Raw genomic sequence first — 17,122 nt, forward strand, 5'->3', positions numbered from 1 at the left:
TCGCGATGCGATCGTCGAGCGCCTTCGGATAGTCGTCAAACTCGATCGGATCGCGGCGCGCGAGCAGGCGCATCCGGCGAATCCGCGCGTCGGCATCGATCTCGATTCGGCTGTAGTAGTGGGCATTGGCGGGATTGAACAGTGCAATCGTGCCGAGCGCGCCGCGCGCGCGATGAAATCGGATCATCGCCGCGAGATCGAGATCGAGAATTGTGTCGCTGTTCGCAATTACGAAGGTATCGATACCGAGAAAATCGCGAAGGCCGTTCAGCGGTCCGCCGGTGCCGAGCAAAACTCGCTCGGGCGCATACGTGATTCGCACGCCGAGCCGCGAACCGTCGCCGAGACCGCTTTGGATTCTACCGGCCAGATGATGAACGTTGATTGCGACTTCGGTAATACCCGCGCGCCTCAGCATCGCGATCGGATAATGAATCAACGGCCGTCCGCCAAGCTCGAGCATCGGCTTGGGCGTAGTCGCGGTGAGCGGACGCAGCCGCTCGCCTTTCCCCGCAGCAAGAATCAGCGCGCGCAATGCTTGCTCACGCGTCCAGCGCCGATGCGAGCCGCGGAAAATCCGCGCGCATCGCCGCGAGCATCCGCCGCGCCTGCATCAGCAGATGCGGAATGAATTTTCGGTATCCCGTCTTGCCGTTGCGCTCGAACATTTCGAAACGCCCGATCATCTTGAGCGCGTGCTGCAGCACGCAGAGCCGATAGCTCATCTCGAAATCCGCAATGCTCATCGCGATTGCACCGCGCCGCGCGAGTCCGGCAAGGTAAAAATCCAGCAACCTTTTTTCGATCACCGGCGTGATCACGTCGCCGGTGTCGCGCGTCGTCATCAGCACCGCGAGATCCTGCGCCGCCGGCGCCATCAACGCGTCCTGAAAATCTATGATTCGAAGTCGGCTGCCCTCCTGCAAGTAAAGATTGTGCCCGTGATAGTCGCGATGCGACAACACGCGCGGATATCGATCGAGCCGCGCCGCGAGCGCCTTTATCTCCTCCTGAATCGATGCGGCCTTGACGCCGGGCGCGATCAGTTCGAGGCCCAGCTCGATAAATTCCTTGAGCTCCCATTCGAACAGACGGCCGTCGTAAGCGATTCGCCGCGCGATACATTCGTCATCGATCCTGCGCGTGCCATCCACATGCAGCCGCAGCAATTCCTCCACCGCGAGCCGGTAGAGGTCCGCGACGTGCGCGCCCGGCTGCCGCGCCGCGTCGAGCAAAGGCAGTTCGCCGACGTCCTCCACCAGCATCGCGCGTTTTTCAGGGGCTACATCGTATAGTGATGGCACACCCGCGCCGAGCGACGACAAAAATCTGTGCACATTGATCCAGGGCGGTTCGGTGGGTTCGTCGGTGACAAGCTTCAGTACTCGAACGTAGCGGGGCAGGTCGTCGGGGCCGAGGTCCACGACGATTGCCGTGCTCGGCGCGCCGCCAGTTTGCGGCGAGATCGTCGCCCGCCAGAATCGACGCGTCGATAAATCGCCACGCAGTGCGTCGAACTCGTCGAGGCGCGCGCCGGGCCATCGATGCGCGATCGCCTGCGCCGCCCACCGCTCAAATCCAATACCGCTCGGTTCTGCCACTGTGCGGATTGTACGCCGAAATAAATTCGCAACACGAGCGCCGGCGTGTCACCGCGCACCGTTCCCAAAGCGGTCCTCATCGGGTATTCATAGGGGAGCATCCATCGCAACTAGGACCTTCGAGCAATGACAACCTGGTTCCCCATCGCTGTCACTTTCGTCGTCGCCGGCCTGATCGTCGGCGTGATGTGCACGATCAACATGTTGATCGGGCCCAAGCGCCCCAACCCGATCAAGAGCGAGGCGTTCGAATGCGGCAATCCGCCGAGCGGTTCCGCCTGGGGGCGCTTCTCGGTCCGCTTCTACCTGACCGCGATTCTTTTTTTGCTCTTCGATGTGGAAGTAATTTTTCTATATCCGTGGGCGGTCAATCTCAGGATGCTCGGGATGTTCGGGTTTGTCGAAGCGCTGATCTTCATCTCGATTCTGGTGGTCGGATTAGTTTACGCGTGGGGACGGGGCGCGCTCGACTGGACCTGATTGGATCGCTGGATTGATATTCGCGATTAAGCTGGGAAAAACTCCTCGATGCTGATCGAAAAATTGAACGACCGCTTCGGCGCGGCGATCCTGAAAACAGAAACCGCCAACGGCGACGAATCGATCACGATCGCGCGCGGCACCGCGCTCGAGATTTTTAAATCGTTGCGCGATGAGTCGGGCTTCGAATTCAACGTCCTGGTCGATTTGACTGCCGTCGATTGGCTCGAACGCAAGCCGCGCTTCGACGTTATCTATCACCTGAATTCGCTGACGCTCGTTCACCGGCTGCGCGTGAAAATCGCCGTCGAGTATCCCCAGCCGTGGGCCTTTAGCGCGACGCCGCTCTGGAAGTCGGCGGACTGGCTCGAGCGCGAATGCTTCGACATGTTCGGCATCGTTTTCAAGGGCCATCCCGATCTGCGCCGCATCCTGCTGTACGACACGTTCGAAGGACATCCGCTGCGCAAGGATTATCCCTACAACAAGCGCCAGCCGATCGTGCCTGAAATCGACCCGATCGCGAATCCACTTCGCTCTTCGCGTTAGGCGCGCCACAAAAAGAAATGTCACTACCAGCACGTTGGAAAGACAAGCTCACGACCGCCGACCCGGCTGACGAGATCATGGAACTGCAGATGGGCCCGTCGCATCCTGCATCGCACGGCACCATCAAGTTTAATTTGAAACTCGACGGCGAACGCATCATCGATTGCGACGTCGAGGTCGGCTACCTGCATCGCGCGTTCGAGAAAATGTGCGAGCAGGGCACCTGGACGCAATGCTTTCCATACACCGACCGCCTGAACTACGCCTCGCCGTGCATCAATAACGTCGGCTTCGCGCTCGCGGTCGAGCGCCTGCTCGGTCTCGAAACCACCGAGCGATGCAAATACGTGCGCCTCATCATGAGCGAAGTCGCGCGCATCGCGGATCACCTGACTTGTCTCGGCATGGCGTCGAGCGAAGTCGGCGCGACCACCGTCGCCTTTTACATGCTCGAGGCTCGCGAATTTCTCTACGACTTGATCGAAGCCGTCACGGGCGCGCGCCTTACCGTCACGTGGTGCCGCGTCGGCGGCATGACGCACGATCTACCGCCCGACTTCGATGAACGACTCGCCGCTTCTTTCAAACGGCTCGATTCAGTTTTGTCTGATTGCGATCAGTTGCTCAGCCGCAACCGCGTCTTCATCGATCGGATGGCGGGCATCGGCATCATGTCGAAGGAAGATGCGATTTCCTACGGCGTGACCGGTCCGCTGCTGCGCGCCACCGGCGTCGCTTACGATGTCCGCAAGGCGACTCCGTACCTGGTGTACGATCGCTTCGAGTTCGACATCCCGACCGGTGAGCGCGGCGACAATTACGATCGCTTCAAGATGCGGTTTGACGAGATGTATCAGTCGAAACGGATCATCGAGCAGGCGATCAAATCGATTCCCGAAGGACCGGTCTCGATCACCGATCCCAAAGTCGTGCTGCCGCCAAAGGAAAAAGTTTACAACTCGATCGAAGGCCTGATGAACCATTTCAAGCTCATCATGGAAGGCATCAAGGTGCCGGCCGGCGAGGTTTATCAAGCGGTCGAAGGCGCCAATGGCGAGCTCGGATTTTACGTGGTGAGCGACGGCAGCGGGCGTCCGTACCGGGTGCGGGTGCGGCCGCCGTGCTTTTTCGGCATGGGCGCGCTCAACAAGATGCTGATAGGGCACATGATTCCCGACATCATCACGACCTTTGGCATGATCAACATGATCGGCGGGGAGTGCGACCGCTAAAGCACGAAGCATTCGATTGCGACTGGAGCGAAGTGAAATGACGCTATTCCGGTATGGCGCGAGTTGCTAAGCATCCATCTTTCGTAACAGGCCGTAGGCCGCATCCTTTCACCTCGGGAAGCCCGAAACCTGCGTGAGGTTTCGGATATTCTCCGATCGCCTTCTTGACCCCTTTGCGGCGCTCGCCTCCGCCGTTATCATCGAATCAAACGTCGGGGCCCGGCTCCGACCTTCCACGATGTCCGCCGCCGAAGCTATCGCGCCGTTCAACCCGCATCCACGCCGCATCCTGATCGTCTTGCACGGCGCGATCGGCGATGTGCTGCGCGCATTGCCGCTGCTCGGTCGCATCCGCGCCGCATGGCCCGACGCGCACATCGCTTGGTCCGTCGAGCCCAAGTCGCAGCCGATTCTCGAGCATCATCCGTGGCTCGACGAGTTGATCGTTTACGATCGCTCCCGCGCGCCGTTGAGTTTTCTTCCCTTTCTGAAACGGGTGCGCGCCGGCCGCTTCGACCTGGTGCTCGATTTGCAGCGCCACTTGAAGAGCGGCATCACGTCGATCGTGTCGGGCGCCGGCGAGCGCTACGGCTTCGATGCGTCCAACGCCAAGGAATACAATCATCTCTTTTCGAATCATCACGTCGCCGCGCAGCCCAACATGCGGCTCAAACTCCTTCAGTATCAGGCCTTTGGCGACGCGCTGAATCTTCCCGCCGCGCCGATCAAGTTCGGCCTAACGCTCACCGACGACGAACGCGATCGCGCGCGCGCGATGCTCCGCGACGCGCCGCGTCCGTTGCTCGGCGTGATCCTTGGCTCGTCGTGGCCGAGCCGGCTGTATTTTCCCGAATCGACCGCCGCAGTCATCCGCGATCTCGCGCGTCCGGCGAACGGCGCGCCGCCGCTATTTCCGGTCTTGCTCGGCGGCCCCGGCGAAAAGAGTATCGCTGCCGACGTGATGCGCCATCTCGACGGCGCGCGCGCGCTCGATCTCGCCGGCCGTACCACGCTCCGCGATCTGATCGCGATCTTTCAGGAATGCAGCGCCGCCTTCGGCCCCGACTCCGGCCCGATGCATATCGCGGCGGCCGTGGGATGTCCCGTCGTTTCGCTATGGGGCAGCACTGCTGCGGAACGCTCGGCCCCGTGGGGCTTCGACGATCTGACGATCAGCGGCGAGATCCCATGCCATCCCTGCTACCTGCGTCAATGTCCGATCGGACGCGAATGCATGCGGCGAATTTCTCCAGCGCAAGTCAGCGCGATGGTCCGGCGCGCGCTCGCGCATCCGCGGGTGTGCGCATGAAGCTCGGGATGTCCGGCCTCGAGGGCGTGCGCGTTTCGCGCGGCGGTTGGCGATTTGTCTGGCTCGATTACGATGCGCGATTTTCGGAGGAGATGCGCGAGCAGTTCATCGACAACGCATTCGCCGCAATCGACGGCACCTTGAGCCGGCGGATTCGCCGCTCGCGCCATGCGGAAACCTGGCTGCAGCGAATTCCGGGCGGTCCCAGCGTCTATTATAAATTGCTCGATCCCGTGCACGGCTTGAACGGTCTGTGGCGATCGTTTCGGCACAGCCGCGCGGCGCACGTCGCCGCGATCTCGAAGCGCTTGCGCGACGACGGTTTCGATTCCGCCGAAGTGCTGCTCATCGGCGCGGAGGAAGCAGTCGGCAACGGACGCGAAATCGTCGCCACCGAACGTATCGACGGCATGATGCTTCCGCGCCACCTCCGCGTTACGCGCGAGCATCTTGGGCGCAAGCGTGCGATCCTGCGCGCACTCGGCGGTGAAATTGCCCGACTTCATCGCGCCGGATATATTCACGGCGATTTGACGCCCTACAATATTTTCGTCACCGCCTTCGATCCGCCGCGCTTCACGTTTATCGATCACGAGCGTACGCGCCGTACCTGGCGTGCGCATTTTGAGCGGCCGCGCTTACGCAATCTAGTGCAACTCGGCCATTTCAGTTTGAAGGGGCTGAGCAACACCGATCGGATGCGCGTCTGGTGCGGATACCGCGCGGCGGTACCTTCGATGCGTCGTTCTGGCAAGCTGCGCCGGCTTATCTCGATGATCGAAGTTCGCGTCGCGCGCGATCGGATGCGCGCAAAAGGCGTCGGTCCCATCGACGCGGAACAGCATCAATCGAATCATGAACAAGTTGCGATCGCGGCGTCCACCGCGCAGGCGAGAAAGTGCTGATGGAGTCGCCAGCAACCACCATCTCCGTCGTGATTCCGGTTTTCAACGAAGCCGCGACGATATCCGCCGTCATCGATCGCGTGCTGCGATGCGGCTTCGAGGCTGAAGTGATCGTCGTGGACGACGCCTCGACCGATGGCACGCGCGACATCCTCGCACAGGTGAGCGATCCGCGCGTGAAGTGCTTCTATCACGCAAGCAATCGCGGCAAGGGCGCAGCGCTACGGCTGGGCTTCGCGGCGGCCAGCAATCCCTACGTGTTCGTGCAGGATGCCGACCTCGAATACGATCCAAGGGATTACGCCACGATGATCGCGCCGATGCTCGACGGCCGCGCGGACATGGTTTACGGCTCGCGCTTCCTCGGCGGGCCTCATCGCGTAATGTTTTTCTGGCACTACGTCGCCAACCGCGCCGTGACCCTGCTCTCCGACATGATCAGCGATCTCAATCTCACCGACATGGAAACCGGCATGAAGGCGTTCGTGCGCGAGAAGTTGCTGCGGCTCAAGCTCTCGGCCGATCGCTTCACATTCGAGCCTGAAATTACCGCCAAGGCGGCGCGCGCGCGCTGGCGCATCTACGAAGTGCCGATCTCGTACTCGGGCCGCACTTACGAAGAAGGCAAGAAAATCGGATTGCGCGACGCGTTCGCCGCGGTCGCTGCGATTCTCTACTACCGGTTTTTCGACTGATCCGGGCGTGATAAAGCTCAACCATGCAAAGCGCGTCGCCTGAACTGGAATCGAGCACGATGGCTCTGGAAGCCAACGACGACGCCTCGCGAAGGCTTAGTATCGTTGGCGTCGATCCTGAACCCGGATTTTCAGGCGGCGAGACGCAGGTGCTCGCATTGACGCTTGCGCTCAATGCCGCCGGTCATCGCGCTGAACTGATCTGCGATCCCGCCGGACGACTCTTCGAACGCGCTTTGGCGGCGGGTATCAGATGCCATCCGCTGCGCATCCGCAACGCGATCGATCTTGCCGCGGCGATGCGCCTCCGCACGATCCTTCGGCGCGAGCACTTCGACGTTGTTCACTTTCACACTTCGCGCGCGCATTCGATGGCGCCGTTCGTGCGCGATTGCGCTTCCGCCACCGTCGTCACTCGCCGCATGGATTACCGACCCAATCGTCTCTTCGCCCCGTTCCTTTTCAATCGCAGCGTCGATCGCGTGATTGCGATTTCTGCTGGTGTCGCCGATTCGCTCGAGGCCGCGGGCGTCGATCGCAACCGCATCGCAACTATTCATAGCGGCGTGGATTGCGACCGTTTTTGCCCGCCAAGCATCATGCAGCGCGACCAGGCGCGCTCATCGCTCGGCCTCGGGCGCGACGAAATCGCCGTGGTCGCGATCGGCTCGCTCGAGGCGCGCAAAGGCCATCGCTATCTGCTCGAAGCCGCCGCATCGCTCGCGCGCACCGCGTCGAAGCACGCGCCAGCCATTCGTTATTTCATCGCTGGCGATGGCTCGATTCGCCGCGAAATCGAGAATCAGATCGCTCAACTCGGATGCCCGAAAGGCATCACGATGCTCGGACGAATCGATGACCCGCTTACGCTTTTGTGGGCGTCCGACATTTTCATGATGCCTTCATTGAAAGAAGGACTCGGCGTCGCGGCACTCGAAGCGATGAGCTGTGGACTGCCCACAATCGCAAGCGCCGTCGGCGGTCTCGCCGAGTTGGTCGAGCATGATCGCACTGGCGTCCAGGTCGAGCCCGCGCACTCTGATCAACTTGCGTCGGCGATCGCGCGGCTTGCGGCTTCACCCGAGCTTCGCACTCGCATGGGCGCCGCCGCCAGAATCCGTGTGGAACAAAACTACTCGATGGCCGCGATGGCCGCGCGAACGCTCGCGCTCTATCGCGCTTGCCTGAATCAGCCGCGAGGTGAAAAAAAGGTTTGAGCCAGATGAAAAGCATGACCGGCTTCGGCCGCGCATCGGTCGAGCACGACGGCACCCGCGTGATTGCCGAAGTGCGCGCGCTCAATCAGCGCTTCTTCGAACTCAAGCTCGCGGTACCGCGCGGATGGGGCGAGCACGAAGCCGAGATTCGAAAACTGGTGCAGGCCGTCGTCGCGCGCGGACGCGTCGAGGTGTTCATCAAGTCGGTCGCGCTGAAACCGCCGCCGGTCCGACTCGAAGTGAACGACAAACTCGCGACGCTGTACATCAACGAACTCCGCCGGATGGGCAAACGCCTCCACCTCGATGGCGATCCCGCGCTCGACACGATCCTCAATCGCCCCGAAATTTTTCACGTCGTCGAAGAGGAAGCCGATTCTGCTTCAGCCGCGACGCTCGGTTTCAAGGCGTTGAAGGGTGCTCTGAAGGAACTCGACTTGGAGCGAATCCGCGAGGGCAAGAGCCTTCAGCGCGATTTTGCCGCGCGCGTGGCGCATATCGAGGCGGCGTTGCCGAAGATTGAACGCCTTGCGGAGCAGAGCCGCGCCGAGATCATGGAGAACTTTCAGAAACGAATCCGCGAGTTGCTCAATGAACTGCCGGTCAATGAGAAGAGACTCTATGAGGAAGCGTCGTCCGCCTCGCAGCACGGCGACATCAGCGAGGAGATCACGCGACTGCGCACTCATCTCGACGGCTTGAAGGCGCTGCTGAAGCGCTCGGGTCAGGTCGGCAAATCGATCGAGTTTTTGCTGCAGGAGATTAATCGCGAGGTGAACACGATGGGGTCGAAATCGCAGAACGCGGCCTTATCTCAAGTAACGGTTGAAGTTAAGGCCGAGGCCGAAAAAATGCGCGAACAGGTGCAGAACGTCGAGTGAGCGTAGTATAAATCGATATTTGCAATATCTCCCGGGCTTCTCCTATAGTGTCTGAACCAGTGGACCTGTCGCCACCCAGACGCGGCATTATTTTTATACTCTCGGCGCCCTCGGGCGCCGGCAAGACGACAATCTCGCGTGCAGCCCTCAAAGCTATCGCGGGTCTCGCGGCATCGGTTTCGCTCACCACGCGCAAACCGCGCGACGGCGAAACAGAAGGAATCGATTATCGCTTCGTGAGCGAGGACGAATTCAAACGCAGCCTGAGCCTCGGCGATCTCGCCGAATGGGCGCGTGTGTTCGAATCGTCTTACGGCACTCCGCGCGCGCCGATCGAAGATGCCGTCGCCGCCGGCCGCGACATCCTGCTCGATATCGACATCCAGGGCGCGCGCCAGATTCGCGACAAGTATCGCGCCGACGCCGTTGCCATCTTCGTCTTACCGCCGAGCTTCATCGAACTCGAAGGACGACTTCGCCGCCGCGCGACCGAGGACGAATCGAAAATTCAGCATCGACTCGAGCGCGCCCGCGAAGAAGCGAAGGCCTTCCCTGAGTACGACTATCTGATCATCAACGACGACGTGAGCGATTCGATCGCGCGCCTCGAAGCGATCGTCAATGCCGAACGCCTCAAAGTCAGTCGCCTGCGCAATCATTTCGCGCCGTGGAAGAACTAGCCCAAACCACCAGCCCCGCGCAGCCGGGAAACCAGCTAGATGACCTGCTGGCGCGGGTCCAATCCTACAATCCCCAAGCCGACCTCGAACTCATTCGCCGCGCCTACGACTATTCCGCGCGGATGCACGTCGATCAGAAGCGCGAATCCGGCGAGCCTTACGTCATCCATCCGCTGAACGTCGCGCTGATCATCACCCGGCTCAAACTCGACGTTCCCTCGATCGTCACCGGCCTGCTGCACGACGTCGTCGAGGATACGCACGCTTCGCTCGCCGAAGTGCAGTCGCAGTTCGGCGCCGAGGTTTCGCAACTCGTCGATGGCGTCACCAAGGTTTCGAAGATCACGTTTCAGAGCCGCGAGGAGAAGCAGGCCGAAAATTTCCGCAAGATGATCATCGCGATGGCGCACGATATCCGCGTCGTCCTGATCAAGCTCGCCGATCGATTGCACAACATGCGCACGCTCGATCATCTCGCTCCCGAGCGCCAGCAGGAAATCGCGCGCGAGACGATGGAAATCTACGCGCCGATCGCTCATCGCCTCGGCATCTACTGGCTCAAATCCGAGCTCGAGGATTTGTCGTTCCGCTACCTCAACTCGTCGGCCTACGGCACGCTCAAAGCGTTTGTCGCCAAGCGCCGCGACGAACGCGCCGAATATATCGCCAACGTGATCGAGATTCTCTCGCGCCGCCTGCTCGAAAGCGGCGTCAAGGCCGAAGTCACCGGCCGCCCCAAGCATTTCTTTTCGATTCATTCGAAGATGCAGGAGCTGGGGCTGAGCTTCGAAGAAATCTACGACCTCGTCGCGTTTCGCATAATCGTCGATACCGTGCGCGAATGTTACGAGGCGCTCGGCGTCGTGCACGCCAACTGGAAACCGGTGCCCGGCCGCTTCAAGGATTACATCGCGCTGCCCAAGGGCAACATGTACCAGTCGCTGCACACCACCGTGATTGGTCCGCGCGGCCAGCGGATGGAAGTGCAGATTCGCACGCGCGAGATGCACAAAGTTGCGGAGGAGGGTATCGCCGCCCACTGGACCTACAAGGAAGGCAGCTCGAAAGAAATCCGCGAGACCGAGCGCTTCGCATGGCTGCGTCGCCTGATCGAGTGGCAGCAGAATCTCAAGGACCCGCAGGAATTTCTCTCGACCATCAAGGACGATTTATTTCCCGAGGAGGTTTTCGTCTTCACGCCCAAGGGCGACGTTTTCGATTTTCCGCAGGATGCGACCGTGATCGATTTCGCGTATCGCATCCATTCGCAGGTCGGCAATCATCTCGCCGGCGCGCGCGTCAACGGCCGGATGGTCCCGCTGCGCTACAGACTGCGTTCCGGCGACACGGTTGAAGTAATCACCAGCGAAAAGCAGGTGCCCGGCAAGGATTGGACGAACTTCGTCGTCACTGCCCGCGCCAAATCCCGCATCCGGCAATGGCTCCGGCAGCAACAGGCCGAGCGCTCGCGCGAACTCGGAATCTCGCTGCTCGATCGCGAACTCGAGCCGCTCAAGTTGAGCGTCGCGCAACTTCGTTCGAGCAAGCGCCTCGACGCGGTGCTCAAGGATTTTTCACATCGCGACGCCGATAGCCTGCTCGCCGCGGTCGGCTACGGAATCGTCACTTCGACGCAGCTTCTGAATCGCATCCTCACGCCCGACGAACTGAAGCTCTACCGCCCTGAAAAATCGCCGATACCGCTTGGGCCCGCGCAGCGCGAACGCGCCGCCAAGGAGGCGCGCAAATCCGCCAGCGGCGCGGTCGTCGTCTCGGGAGTCGGCGATATGCTGGTGCGATTCGCGCGATGCTGCAATCCGCTGCCGGGCGAGGCGATCACCGGGTTCATTACTCGCGGCCGCGGCGTCACGGTCCATGTCGCGGGATGCCCCCACGCGCTCAACACCGATCCGCAGCGCCGCGTGCCGGTAGTGTGGAAGGACGGCGAGGAAGCGCCGCGCGCGATTCGGCTCGAGGTGCTATGCGCCGATCAGCCCGGCTTGCTCGCCGCGATGACCAAGGCGATCGCATCGGCCGGCGTCAATATCTCGACCGCCGAGGTGAAAACCAAGGGCGCCGACGGCCGCGCGCTTTCGGTGTTCGAAGTGAGCGTCACCAGCGCGCGCCAACTGAACAACCTGATGAACTCGATCGGCGCGATCGACGGCGTGATGCGCGTGTCGCGCCTCGGCCAACGCATCAGTAGCAACTCCCGCTTGTGACGGGCATTGGCGGTCGCTGATTTTTTCCTCGTTCTGTCTTCCCCGATGTACCAGCTTGGATCACTTGAAGCGTCTCTTGAGCGGGGCCGGGAGTCGCGGCGATCGTAGCGAGCGCTGGCGTGGTGGTCGGCGCTACCGCGGCGGGCTCGACCCGGCGGGGTTGGTACCGATAATCTCATTTTGATCTTCTCGACGTACAGTCATGAAAAATCCAGTTCACACCAAATCCGCGCCGGCTGCGATTGGACCGTACTCGCAGGCGATCGAAATTCACGGAACCGTTTACTGCTCGGGCCAGATTGGACTCGATCCCGAGACGGGCGCGCTCGTCTCGGGCGGAATCGAAATCGAGACTCGTCGCGTGCTGCAAAACCTGGGCGCGGTGCTCGAGGCCGCGGGCCTGGATTTTAGCGACGTCGTCAAGACCACAATTTTTCTCGCCGATCTCGCCGACTTCGAAACCGTGAATCGCATCTATGGCGAGCACTTCGATCCGCCGTATCCCGCGCGCTCGACCGTGCAGGTCGCGCGACTCCCACGCAACGCCCGCGTCGAGATCGACGCCATCGCGCTCCGCCGCTCGATCTTATAAAGCAGCCCCGGCGTATCCCGCTCTTTTCTTATTCCGTCGCCCACTCCTTCAGTCCCTCGCCCGCTTCTTTGCGGGAGAGGAAGCCGAAGCGCGTTAACGATGAGGCAGGTGAGGGTGCAGGAGTCGCTGACAGCGCACCACTCAACGCAGACTCAAAATCGATAACCCCGCGTCATCCAGATATCGCCCCGTCGGATCGAGCTTCCGCGCAGATCTCAACAAGCGCCGCAGATTCTCGCGCCGCTTCGATTCCGGCACCGGTCCGTCATACAGGCGCGCCTTATCGAGGTCCAGAATAATCGCACCGAACCGCTCGCCCGCCGTCGTCACCAGCAGATTGTGCAGATTCAAATCCGCATGATACAGGCCGCCGCGATGCATCGTATCGATCGCGCTGCGCACGCGACGCAATACGTGCTCGCGCACCGTCGCGTCGTCATCGGTGCGCAAGAATTCCCAGAGCGTCATCCCCGCCACGGCGCGCGTCAGAAAAAATCCGCGATACAGCGCCGGCCCGATCCACTCGACCATCGCGCCCATCGGCTCGGCGACTTCAATCCCGCGAGTCATCGCCGCGACGGTAATCGCCAATTCCTGAAGCGGCCGCGGATTCGTCCCGAGGTACACGTCATCGAGAATCGACGCGATCATGCCGCCGCGCCGCGCTCGCCGCGCGAACAATTCCACTCCGTTTGCGATACTCAGTCGAAACGCGCTCTGCCGATTTCCGGCGCCCGCTTCATCCCTGGTTTTCAGCGCGGCCAACTCCTGCACGATCGTCGCCGCATGCGCCGCGAGATCGCGATGAAGCACCAACTCGCGGCGTCCGATCTCGAAGCGCGAGAACTTCGGATCGGATACCCAGCGCATTTGCGATGCCGCTCTCACGTTTGACCCGACTGGCTCACGCGCGGCTGGCCGAGGCTTGAAGGTCGCCGCTTTCAGCAATCGCGCTGCGCTTACTCCACCAGAGCGTGAACAGAGCCGCGAGCGCCAGCAGCGACGATACGAAATGCGCGAAGTAAAACATCGCGACCCGATTCAGGCGACTGCCCGGCGCGAGATTCAGCAGCACCGACAGCGCGAACAGTATCGACGCCGTGAGGTTCATCTCTTCGTTCTCGTCTCGATCGATCCATAACGCCGACACGAGCGCCATGTACGGCAGCAGCATCGCCGCGTAATAGCTTTTCCAAGATACGGGCGCGAGCGACGGCATCACGCAAAACATACCGCAGAGCGCGAGCCGCGATCCGCCGCGACGCTGGCTCCGCCAGTCCCAAATCAACACCGCGATCACCATGATCAGTTCGAATCCCATCCCAGCCATCATCGGCAACGGCGATGCTTCCGCATCGATGCTGCCCGCGCGGCTCATCATGCGCGCGGCCGCCGACACCGCCGATTGATTCGTGATCATCGTGCGGTACCGGCCGGTCATCGACGCGACCGCGGTTAGGTACGCGCTCGTCTGATCGATCAATCCATGCGGACCGAACACGACGACCGGCAGAATCAGCAGCACAATTCCCGCGACGATCGACCATCCGATCGCGCCGAAGCGCCGCAATATCGCCAGATGCAACGCGGCGAGAATCGCGAACGGTTTGATCAGGATTGCGGTGGCCAGCATCAGGCCCGCTCGCGCATTCCGATCTTCTTCGGCATAAACGATCGCCCAAGTGATCAGCGCCAGCGTCGGCAGATTGATTTGGCCGTGCTCGAAATTATTGCCGACAAAGCGAAACGCGAGCAGCACCGGTAGCACGATCAGCGGCGCCGGTAGTTGGCGCTCGCGGCCAAACAAAATCACGCCCGCGCCGAGTACGAACTGGACCAGCGCGAACGCGTTGATGACGAAAAAAAAGAACTGCGCCAGATGCCGCGGCATCGCCGCCAGCGGCGCGAATCCGATCGCGAAAATTGGCGCGTAGATGAATCGATCGTCGTCGGTCGGCGGGTAGATCGCGAGGCCCTGCAGTACGCGATGCCCCGCGCGATAGTACACATTGAAGTCGCCCTGATTCCTGAATGTCGCCGAGATGCCGAGCCCGACGATGTACGCCGCCATCGCGAGCCACGCGAGTTGCCGCGCGCGCCTGGCATCGATCTTCAGCATCGCGCGCCTTTCGGCGGCTCGGCGCGGCGCTCGATCACGCGATCGGCTTGGCTTCCTCGATCAGCATGATCGGGATATCGTCGCGCACCGCATACTCGAGTTTGCACGCGTTGCAGATCAGCCCGTCCTGCTTGTCCGTCAGATGCAAGTCGCCCTTGCACTTGGGGCACGCCAGGACGTCGAGCAATTCCTGACTGAGCGCCATCCGCAAAATCCTCCGTCGAAAAACTTCTATGACTGCGCCGCAGACGTTTGAAGCTCGCGCCCCACGATCAATTCGTCGAGCGCGGCAGCCTCAGCCGGCGCCATCTCAATTTCAAGCCTCAAAGCGTATAGCGAATTGCGCGTAAACGGAAACCGCTCGAGCTTGACCAAATCCTTTTCGGTCGTCACGACGATATCGCCTTCGCCGAGCGCGTTCACGATCGCCCGCCAATCGCTCGCGCTGTACGCGTGATGGTCCGGATACTCGAGCACGCCGATCAAATCCGCTTCGAGCGCTCGCAGCATCGCGTAGAATCCGCTCGGGTCGGCGAGTCCGCTCACCGCCAGCACCCGCGCCCCGACCAGCGCGATCGGAATCTCGCGCCACGCGCCGTGCTCGATCGCCACCAGCGCGCGCGCCCGTATCGTGGCATGCAGCACGGTCAGCGCGCGAATCCTCTCCATCTGCGATTTGCTGAGCGCCGATTCTCCGCCGCCCGCATCGATCAGCACGATCGCGTCGGCGCGATCGATCGCTCCAAGCGGCTCGCGCATCGGCCCCGCCGGCAGCATCCAGCCATTTCCCAGCCCGCGCGCGCTGTTGATCAGCACCAAATCCACGTCGCGCTCGAGCCGGAGATGCTGAAACGCATCGTCGAGTATCACCGCGTCGAGTGGACCGCGACGCATCAGCAACTCGATCCCGTCGAGTCGCCGCCGCGCTACCGCGATCGGTCCACTGAACGATTTCGCCATCATCGCCGGTTCGTCGCCAGCCTCTTCCGCCGTGACCAGCAGCTCGCCACGGTCCGCGATCAGCGTCGCCGCCGCGCCGCCGCGCCGCCGGCTGTAACCCCGGCTCACGATTCCAACTTTGAGCCCGCGACTCTGCAGCCGCGACGCGAGGAAAATCGTGAACGGCGTCTTGCCATTGCCGCCCACGGTCAGATTGCCGACGCTGATCGTCTTCACGCCCGCCGCGCGCTTCATCATCTGCCAGTAGAGCCGCCGTGCACTCACGCCGAGCCGAAAAATTCCCGACGCGCCCGCCAGCGGAATCCATCGCGCGACATCCGCGAGCGAAAGATGCGATTGCCAGAGCCGTTCGATTCGCGGACGTCCCGCCGTTGGCTCACTCCCGCGCATGCTCAGTCGGCATCGATCAGCGATCGGATCTGCCTGAGCGCGAGGCGCGCGCCGCCGCTCCGATGCCGCGTTGCTTCAGCCGCGTTGCGCCCCGCGCGATGCCGCGCGTCTTCGTCCTCGAGCCACTTCGCGCATGCTGCCGCGAGGTCGCGCGCATTCGCGACGATTCGCGCGCCGCCGCCGCGCACCATCGACGTGAGCAATTCCTTCTGATTGTCGTGATATGGCCCCACCAGCACCGGCACGCCCGCACTGGCCGGTTCGATCGGACTCTGTCCGCCGCGACCCGGCGCGAGGCTGCCGCCCACGAACGCGATCGCCGCGCGCCGATAGAAGCCGCGCAATTCTCCCATCGTGTCGATCAGCAGGATGTCCGCGGCGCCCGCCGCGCGCTCCGGACTCAACTCCGTCGCCCGCACGTAGTCGAGCGAGCTCGCGCGCAGCACTTTTTCGGCGTCGCCGATCCGATCGAGATGACGCGGCGCGATCGCCAGCGCCAGACCCGGAAATCGTTTGCGCAATTCGCGATACGCTCCGACCACCACCGCCTCTTCGCCCGGCGCCGTCGATCCCGCGACCAGGATTTCCCGCTCTTTTGCGAACGCCTCCAACTCCGCGCGCAGCGGCGCGTTCGCCGCCTCCGCGGCGTCATCGATCTTCGTATTGCCGATCACCACGACCCGCGTGTGCGTATCGAACGACATGTAGCGCCGCGCGTCCTCCCGCGACTGCGCCAGGATCGTGCTGCAGCAATCGAGCGCCGTCTTGAACAGTTTCCGCACCGGCCGATAGCGCCTGAGCGATCGCTCCGACATCCGCCCGTTGACGATCGCGATTTTCGCGCCGAACCGCACCGACTCGAAAAAATAGTTCGGCCACAGTTCCCCTTCCGCGATCAGCACCAGCGTCGGATGCACTCCGAGTAAGAACGATCGCACCGCGCGCCGCGCATCGAGCGGCGCCATCATCCACGCCGCCGCGTCCGGAATCCTTTGCCGCGCCGCATCGCGTCCCGCCGTCGTCATCGTCGTCACCACGATCACCGCGCCCGGATAAAGTTCCAGCAACGAGTTGGCGATACCGCGAATCGCCTCGACCTCGCCCACCGACGCCGCATGAATCCAGATTCTCGGCGCGCCCGCACTTTCCGGAAAATCGCCGTGCCCCAGCCGCTCGCGCAGGTCCCCCAGCCGGCTCGGATGAGCCGCCACCAGCGCCACCGGCAACGCCGCATACCAGAGCATGTTGTAGATTTCTCTCAGCACGAAAACTTTCCCGCCCCCATTTCGT

18 protein-coding genes are annotated in these 17,122 nt (G+C 62.0%); 11 read left to right on the forward strand and 7 right to left on the reverse strand.

Going from position 1 to position 17,122, the window contains the following annotated elements:
• Together Q7S58_RS06200 and Q7S58_RS06205 are read right to left on the reverse strand one after the other, a co-directional pair.
• A partial coding sequence (locus tag Q7S58_RS06200; protein WP_304822118.1) for a nucleotidyltransferase family protein occupies positions 1-535 on the reverse strand: 535 nt, incomplete at its 3' end.
• Between the two features lie 7 nt (positions 536-542).
• Entirely contained in the window at positions 543-1,601 is a 1,059-nt protein-coding gene (locus Q7S58_RS06205; RefSeq protein WP_304822121.1) for a phosphotransferase, read from the reverse strand.
• 126 nt (positions 1,602-1,727) lie between these two features.
• Here Q7S58_RS06205 and Q7S58_RS06210 point away from each other — a divergent pair, with 126 nt between their 5' ends.
• The 11 genes from Q7S58_RS06210 to Q7S58_RS06260 all read left to right on the forward strand — a co-directional run bounded on the left by Q7S58_RS06210 (position 1,728) and on the right by Q7S58_RS06260 (position 12,363).
• Positions 1,728-2,081, forward strand: coding sequence for an NADH-quinone oxidoreductase subunit A (locus Q7S58_RS06210; protein WP_304822124.1), 354 nt, complete (start codon positions 1,728-1,730; stop codon positions 2,079-2,081).
• Positions 2,082-2,129: 48 nt separating this feature from the next.
• Positions 2,130-2,630 carry an NADH-quinone oxidoreductase subunit C gene (locus Q7S58_RS06215; RefSeq protein WP_304822127.1) on the forward strand — a complete coding sequence of 167 codons (501 nt, stop codon included), beginning with the start codon at positions 2,130-2,132 and terminating at the stop codon, positions 2,628-2,630.
• Positions 2,631-2,647: 17 nt separating this feature from the next.
• The gene (locus tag Q7S58_RS06220) at positions 2,648-3,862 is read left to right on the forward strand and encodes an NADH-quinone oxidoreductase subunit D (protein WP_304822130.1); all 1,215 of its coding nucleotides are present in this window, start codon (positions 2,648-2,650) and stop codon (positions 3,860-3,862) included.
• A gap of 238 nt (positions 3,863-4,100) precedes the next feature.
• Positions 4,101-5,171 carry a glycosyltransferase family 9 protein gene (locus Q7S58_RS06225; RefSeq protein ID WP_304822133.1) on the forward strand — a complete coding sequence of 357 codons (1,071 nt, stop codon included), beginning with the start codon at positions 4,101-4,103 and terminating at the stop codon, positions 5,169-5,171.
• Complete coding sequence (locus Q7S58_RS06230) at positions 5,168-6,076, forward strand: lipopolysaccharide kinase InaA family protein (RefSeq protein ID WP_304822137.1); 909 nt, start codon at positions 5,168-5,170, stop codon at positions 6,074-6,076. The genes Q7S58_RS06225 and Q7S58_RS06230 overlap by 4 nt, the downstream gene beginning before the upstream one ends.
• The gene (locus tag Q7S58_RS06235) at positions 6,076-6,771 is read left to right on the forward strand and encodes a glycosyltransferase family 2 protein (protein ID WP_304822140.1); all 696 of its coding nucleotides are present in this window, start codon (positions 6,076-6,078) and stop codon (positions 6,769-6,771) included. Before Q7S58_RS06230 ends, Q7S58_RS06235 begins: the two co-directional genes overlap by 1 nt.
• A 59-nt stretch (positions 6,772-6,830) precedes the next feature.
• Entirely contained in the window at positions 6,831-7,988 is a 1,158-nt protein-coding gene (locus tag Q7S58_RS06240) for a glycosyltransferase family 4 protein (protein WP_304822143.1), read from the forward strand.
• Positions 7,989-7,993: 5 nt separating this feature from the next.
• Positions 7,994-8,869, forward strand: coding sequence for a YicC/YloC family endoribonuclease (locus tag Q7S58_RS06245; RefSeq protein ID WP_304822146.1), 876 nt, complete (start codon positions 7,994-7,996; stop codon positions 8,867-8,869).
• A 47-nt stretch (positions 8,870-8,916) separates the two neighbouring features.
• The gene (gene gmk, locus Q7S58_RS06250; RefSeq protein WP_304822149.1) at positions 8,917-9,549 is read left to right on the forward strand and encodes a guanylate kinase; all 633 of its coding nucleotides are present in this window, start codon (positions 8,917-8,919) and stop codon (positions 9,547-9,549) included.
• Positions 9,537-11,771: a bifunctional (p)ppGpp synthetase/guanosine-3',5'-bis(diphosphate) 3'-pyrophosphohydrolase gene (locus Q7S58_RS06255; RefSeq protein WP_304822152.1), complete on the forward strand. Its 2,235-nt coding sequence runs from the start codon at positions 9,537-9,539 to the stop codon at positions 11,769-11,771. The genes gmk and Q7S58_RS06255 overlap by 13 nt, the downstream gene beginning before the upstream one ends.
• Positions 11,772-11,973: 202 nt before the next feature.
• Positions 11,974-12,363 carry a RidA family protein gene (locus tag Q7S58_RS06260; RefSeq protein WP_304822155.1) on the forward strand — a complete coding sequence of 130 codons (390 nt, stop codon included), beginning with the start codon at positions 11,974-11,976 and terminating at the stop codon, positions 12,361-12,363.
• Between the two features lie 141 nt (positions 12,364-12,504).
• Here the strand turns inward: Q7S58_RS06260 and Q7S58_RS06265 are convergent, their stop codons facing one another.
• The 5 genes from Q7S58_RS06265 to Q7S58_RS06285 are packed head-to-tail and all read right to left on the reverse strand — an operon-like array spanning position 12,505 to position 17,097.
• On the reverse strand, positions 12,505-13,233 hold the full coding sequence (locus Q7S58_RS06265) for a lipopolysaccharide kinase InaA family protein (protein WP_304822158.1): 729 nt from the start codon (positions 13,231-13,233) through the stop codon (positions 12,505-12,507).
• Positions 13,234-13,267: 34 nt separating this feature from the next.
• Entirely contained in the window at positions 13,268-14,482 is a 1,215-nt protein-coding gene (locus tag Q7S58_RS06270; protein WP_304822161.1) for a glycosyltransferase family 87 protein, read from the reverse strand.
• A 34-nt stretch (positions 14,483-14,516) separates the two neighbouring features.
• A complete protein-coding gene (locus tag Q7S58_RS06275) occupies positions 14,517-14,687 on the reverse strand; it encodes a Trm112 family protein (RefSeq protein ID WP_304822164.1) in 171 nt (56 codons plus the stop codon).
• 26 nt (positions 14,688-14,713) lie between these two features.
• Positions 14,714-15,832 carry a tetraacyldisaccharide 4'-kinase gene (gene lpxK, locus Q7S58_RS06280; RefSeq protein WP_304822167.1) on the reverse strand — a complete coding sequence of 373 codons (1,119 nt, stop codon included), beginning with the start codon at positions 15,830-15,832 and terminating at the stop codon, positions 14,714-14,716.
• A 2-nt stretch (positions 15,833-15,834) separates the two neighbouring features.
• A complete protein-coding gene (locus tag Q7S58_RS06285; protein WP_304822169.1) occupies positions 15,835-17,097 on the reverse strand; it encodes a 3-deoxy-D-manno-octulosonic acid transferase in 1,263 nt (420 codons plus the stop codon).
• Positions 17,098-17,122 lie beyond the last annotated feature (25 nt).

This window comes from Candidatus Binatus sp., from assembly GCF_030646925.1.
GTDB lineage: Bacteria > Desulfobacterota > Binatia > Binatales > Binataceae > Binatus.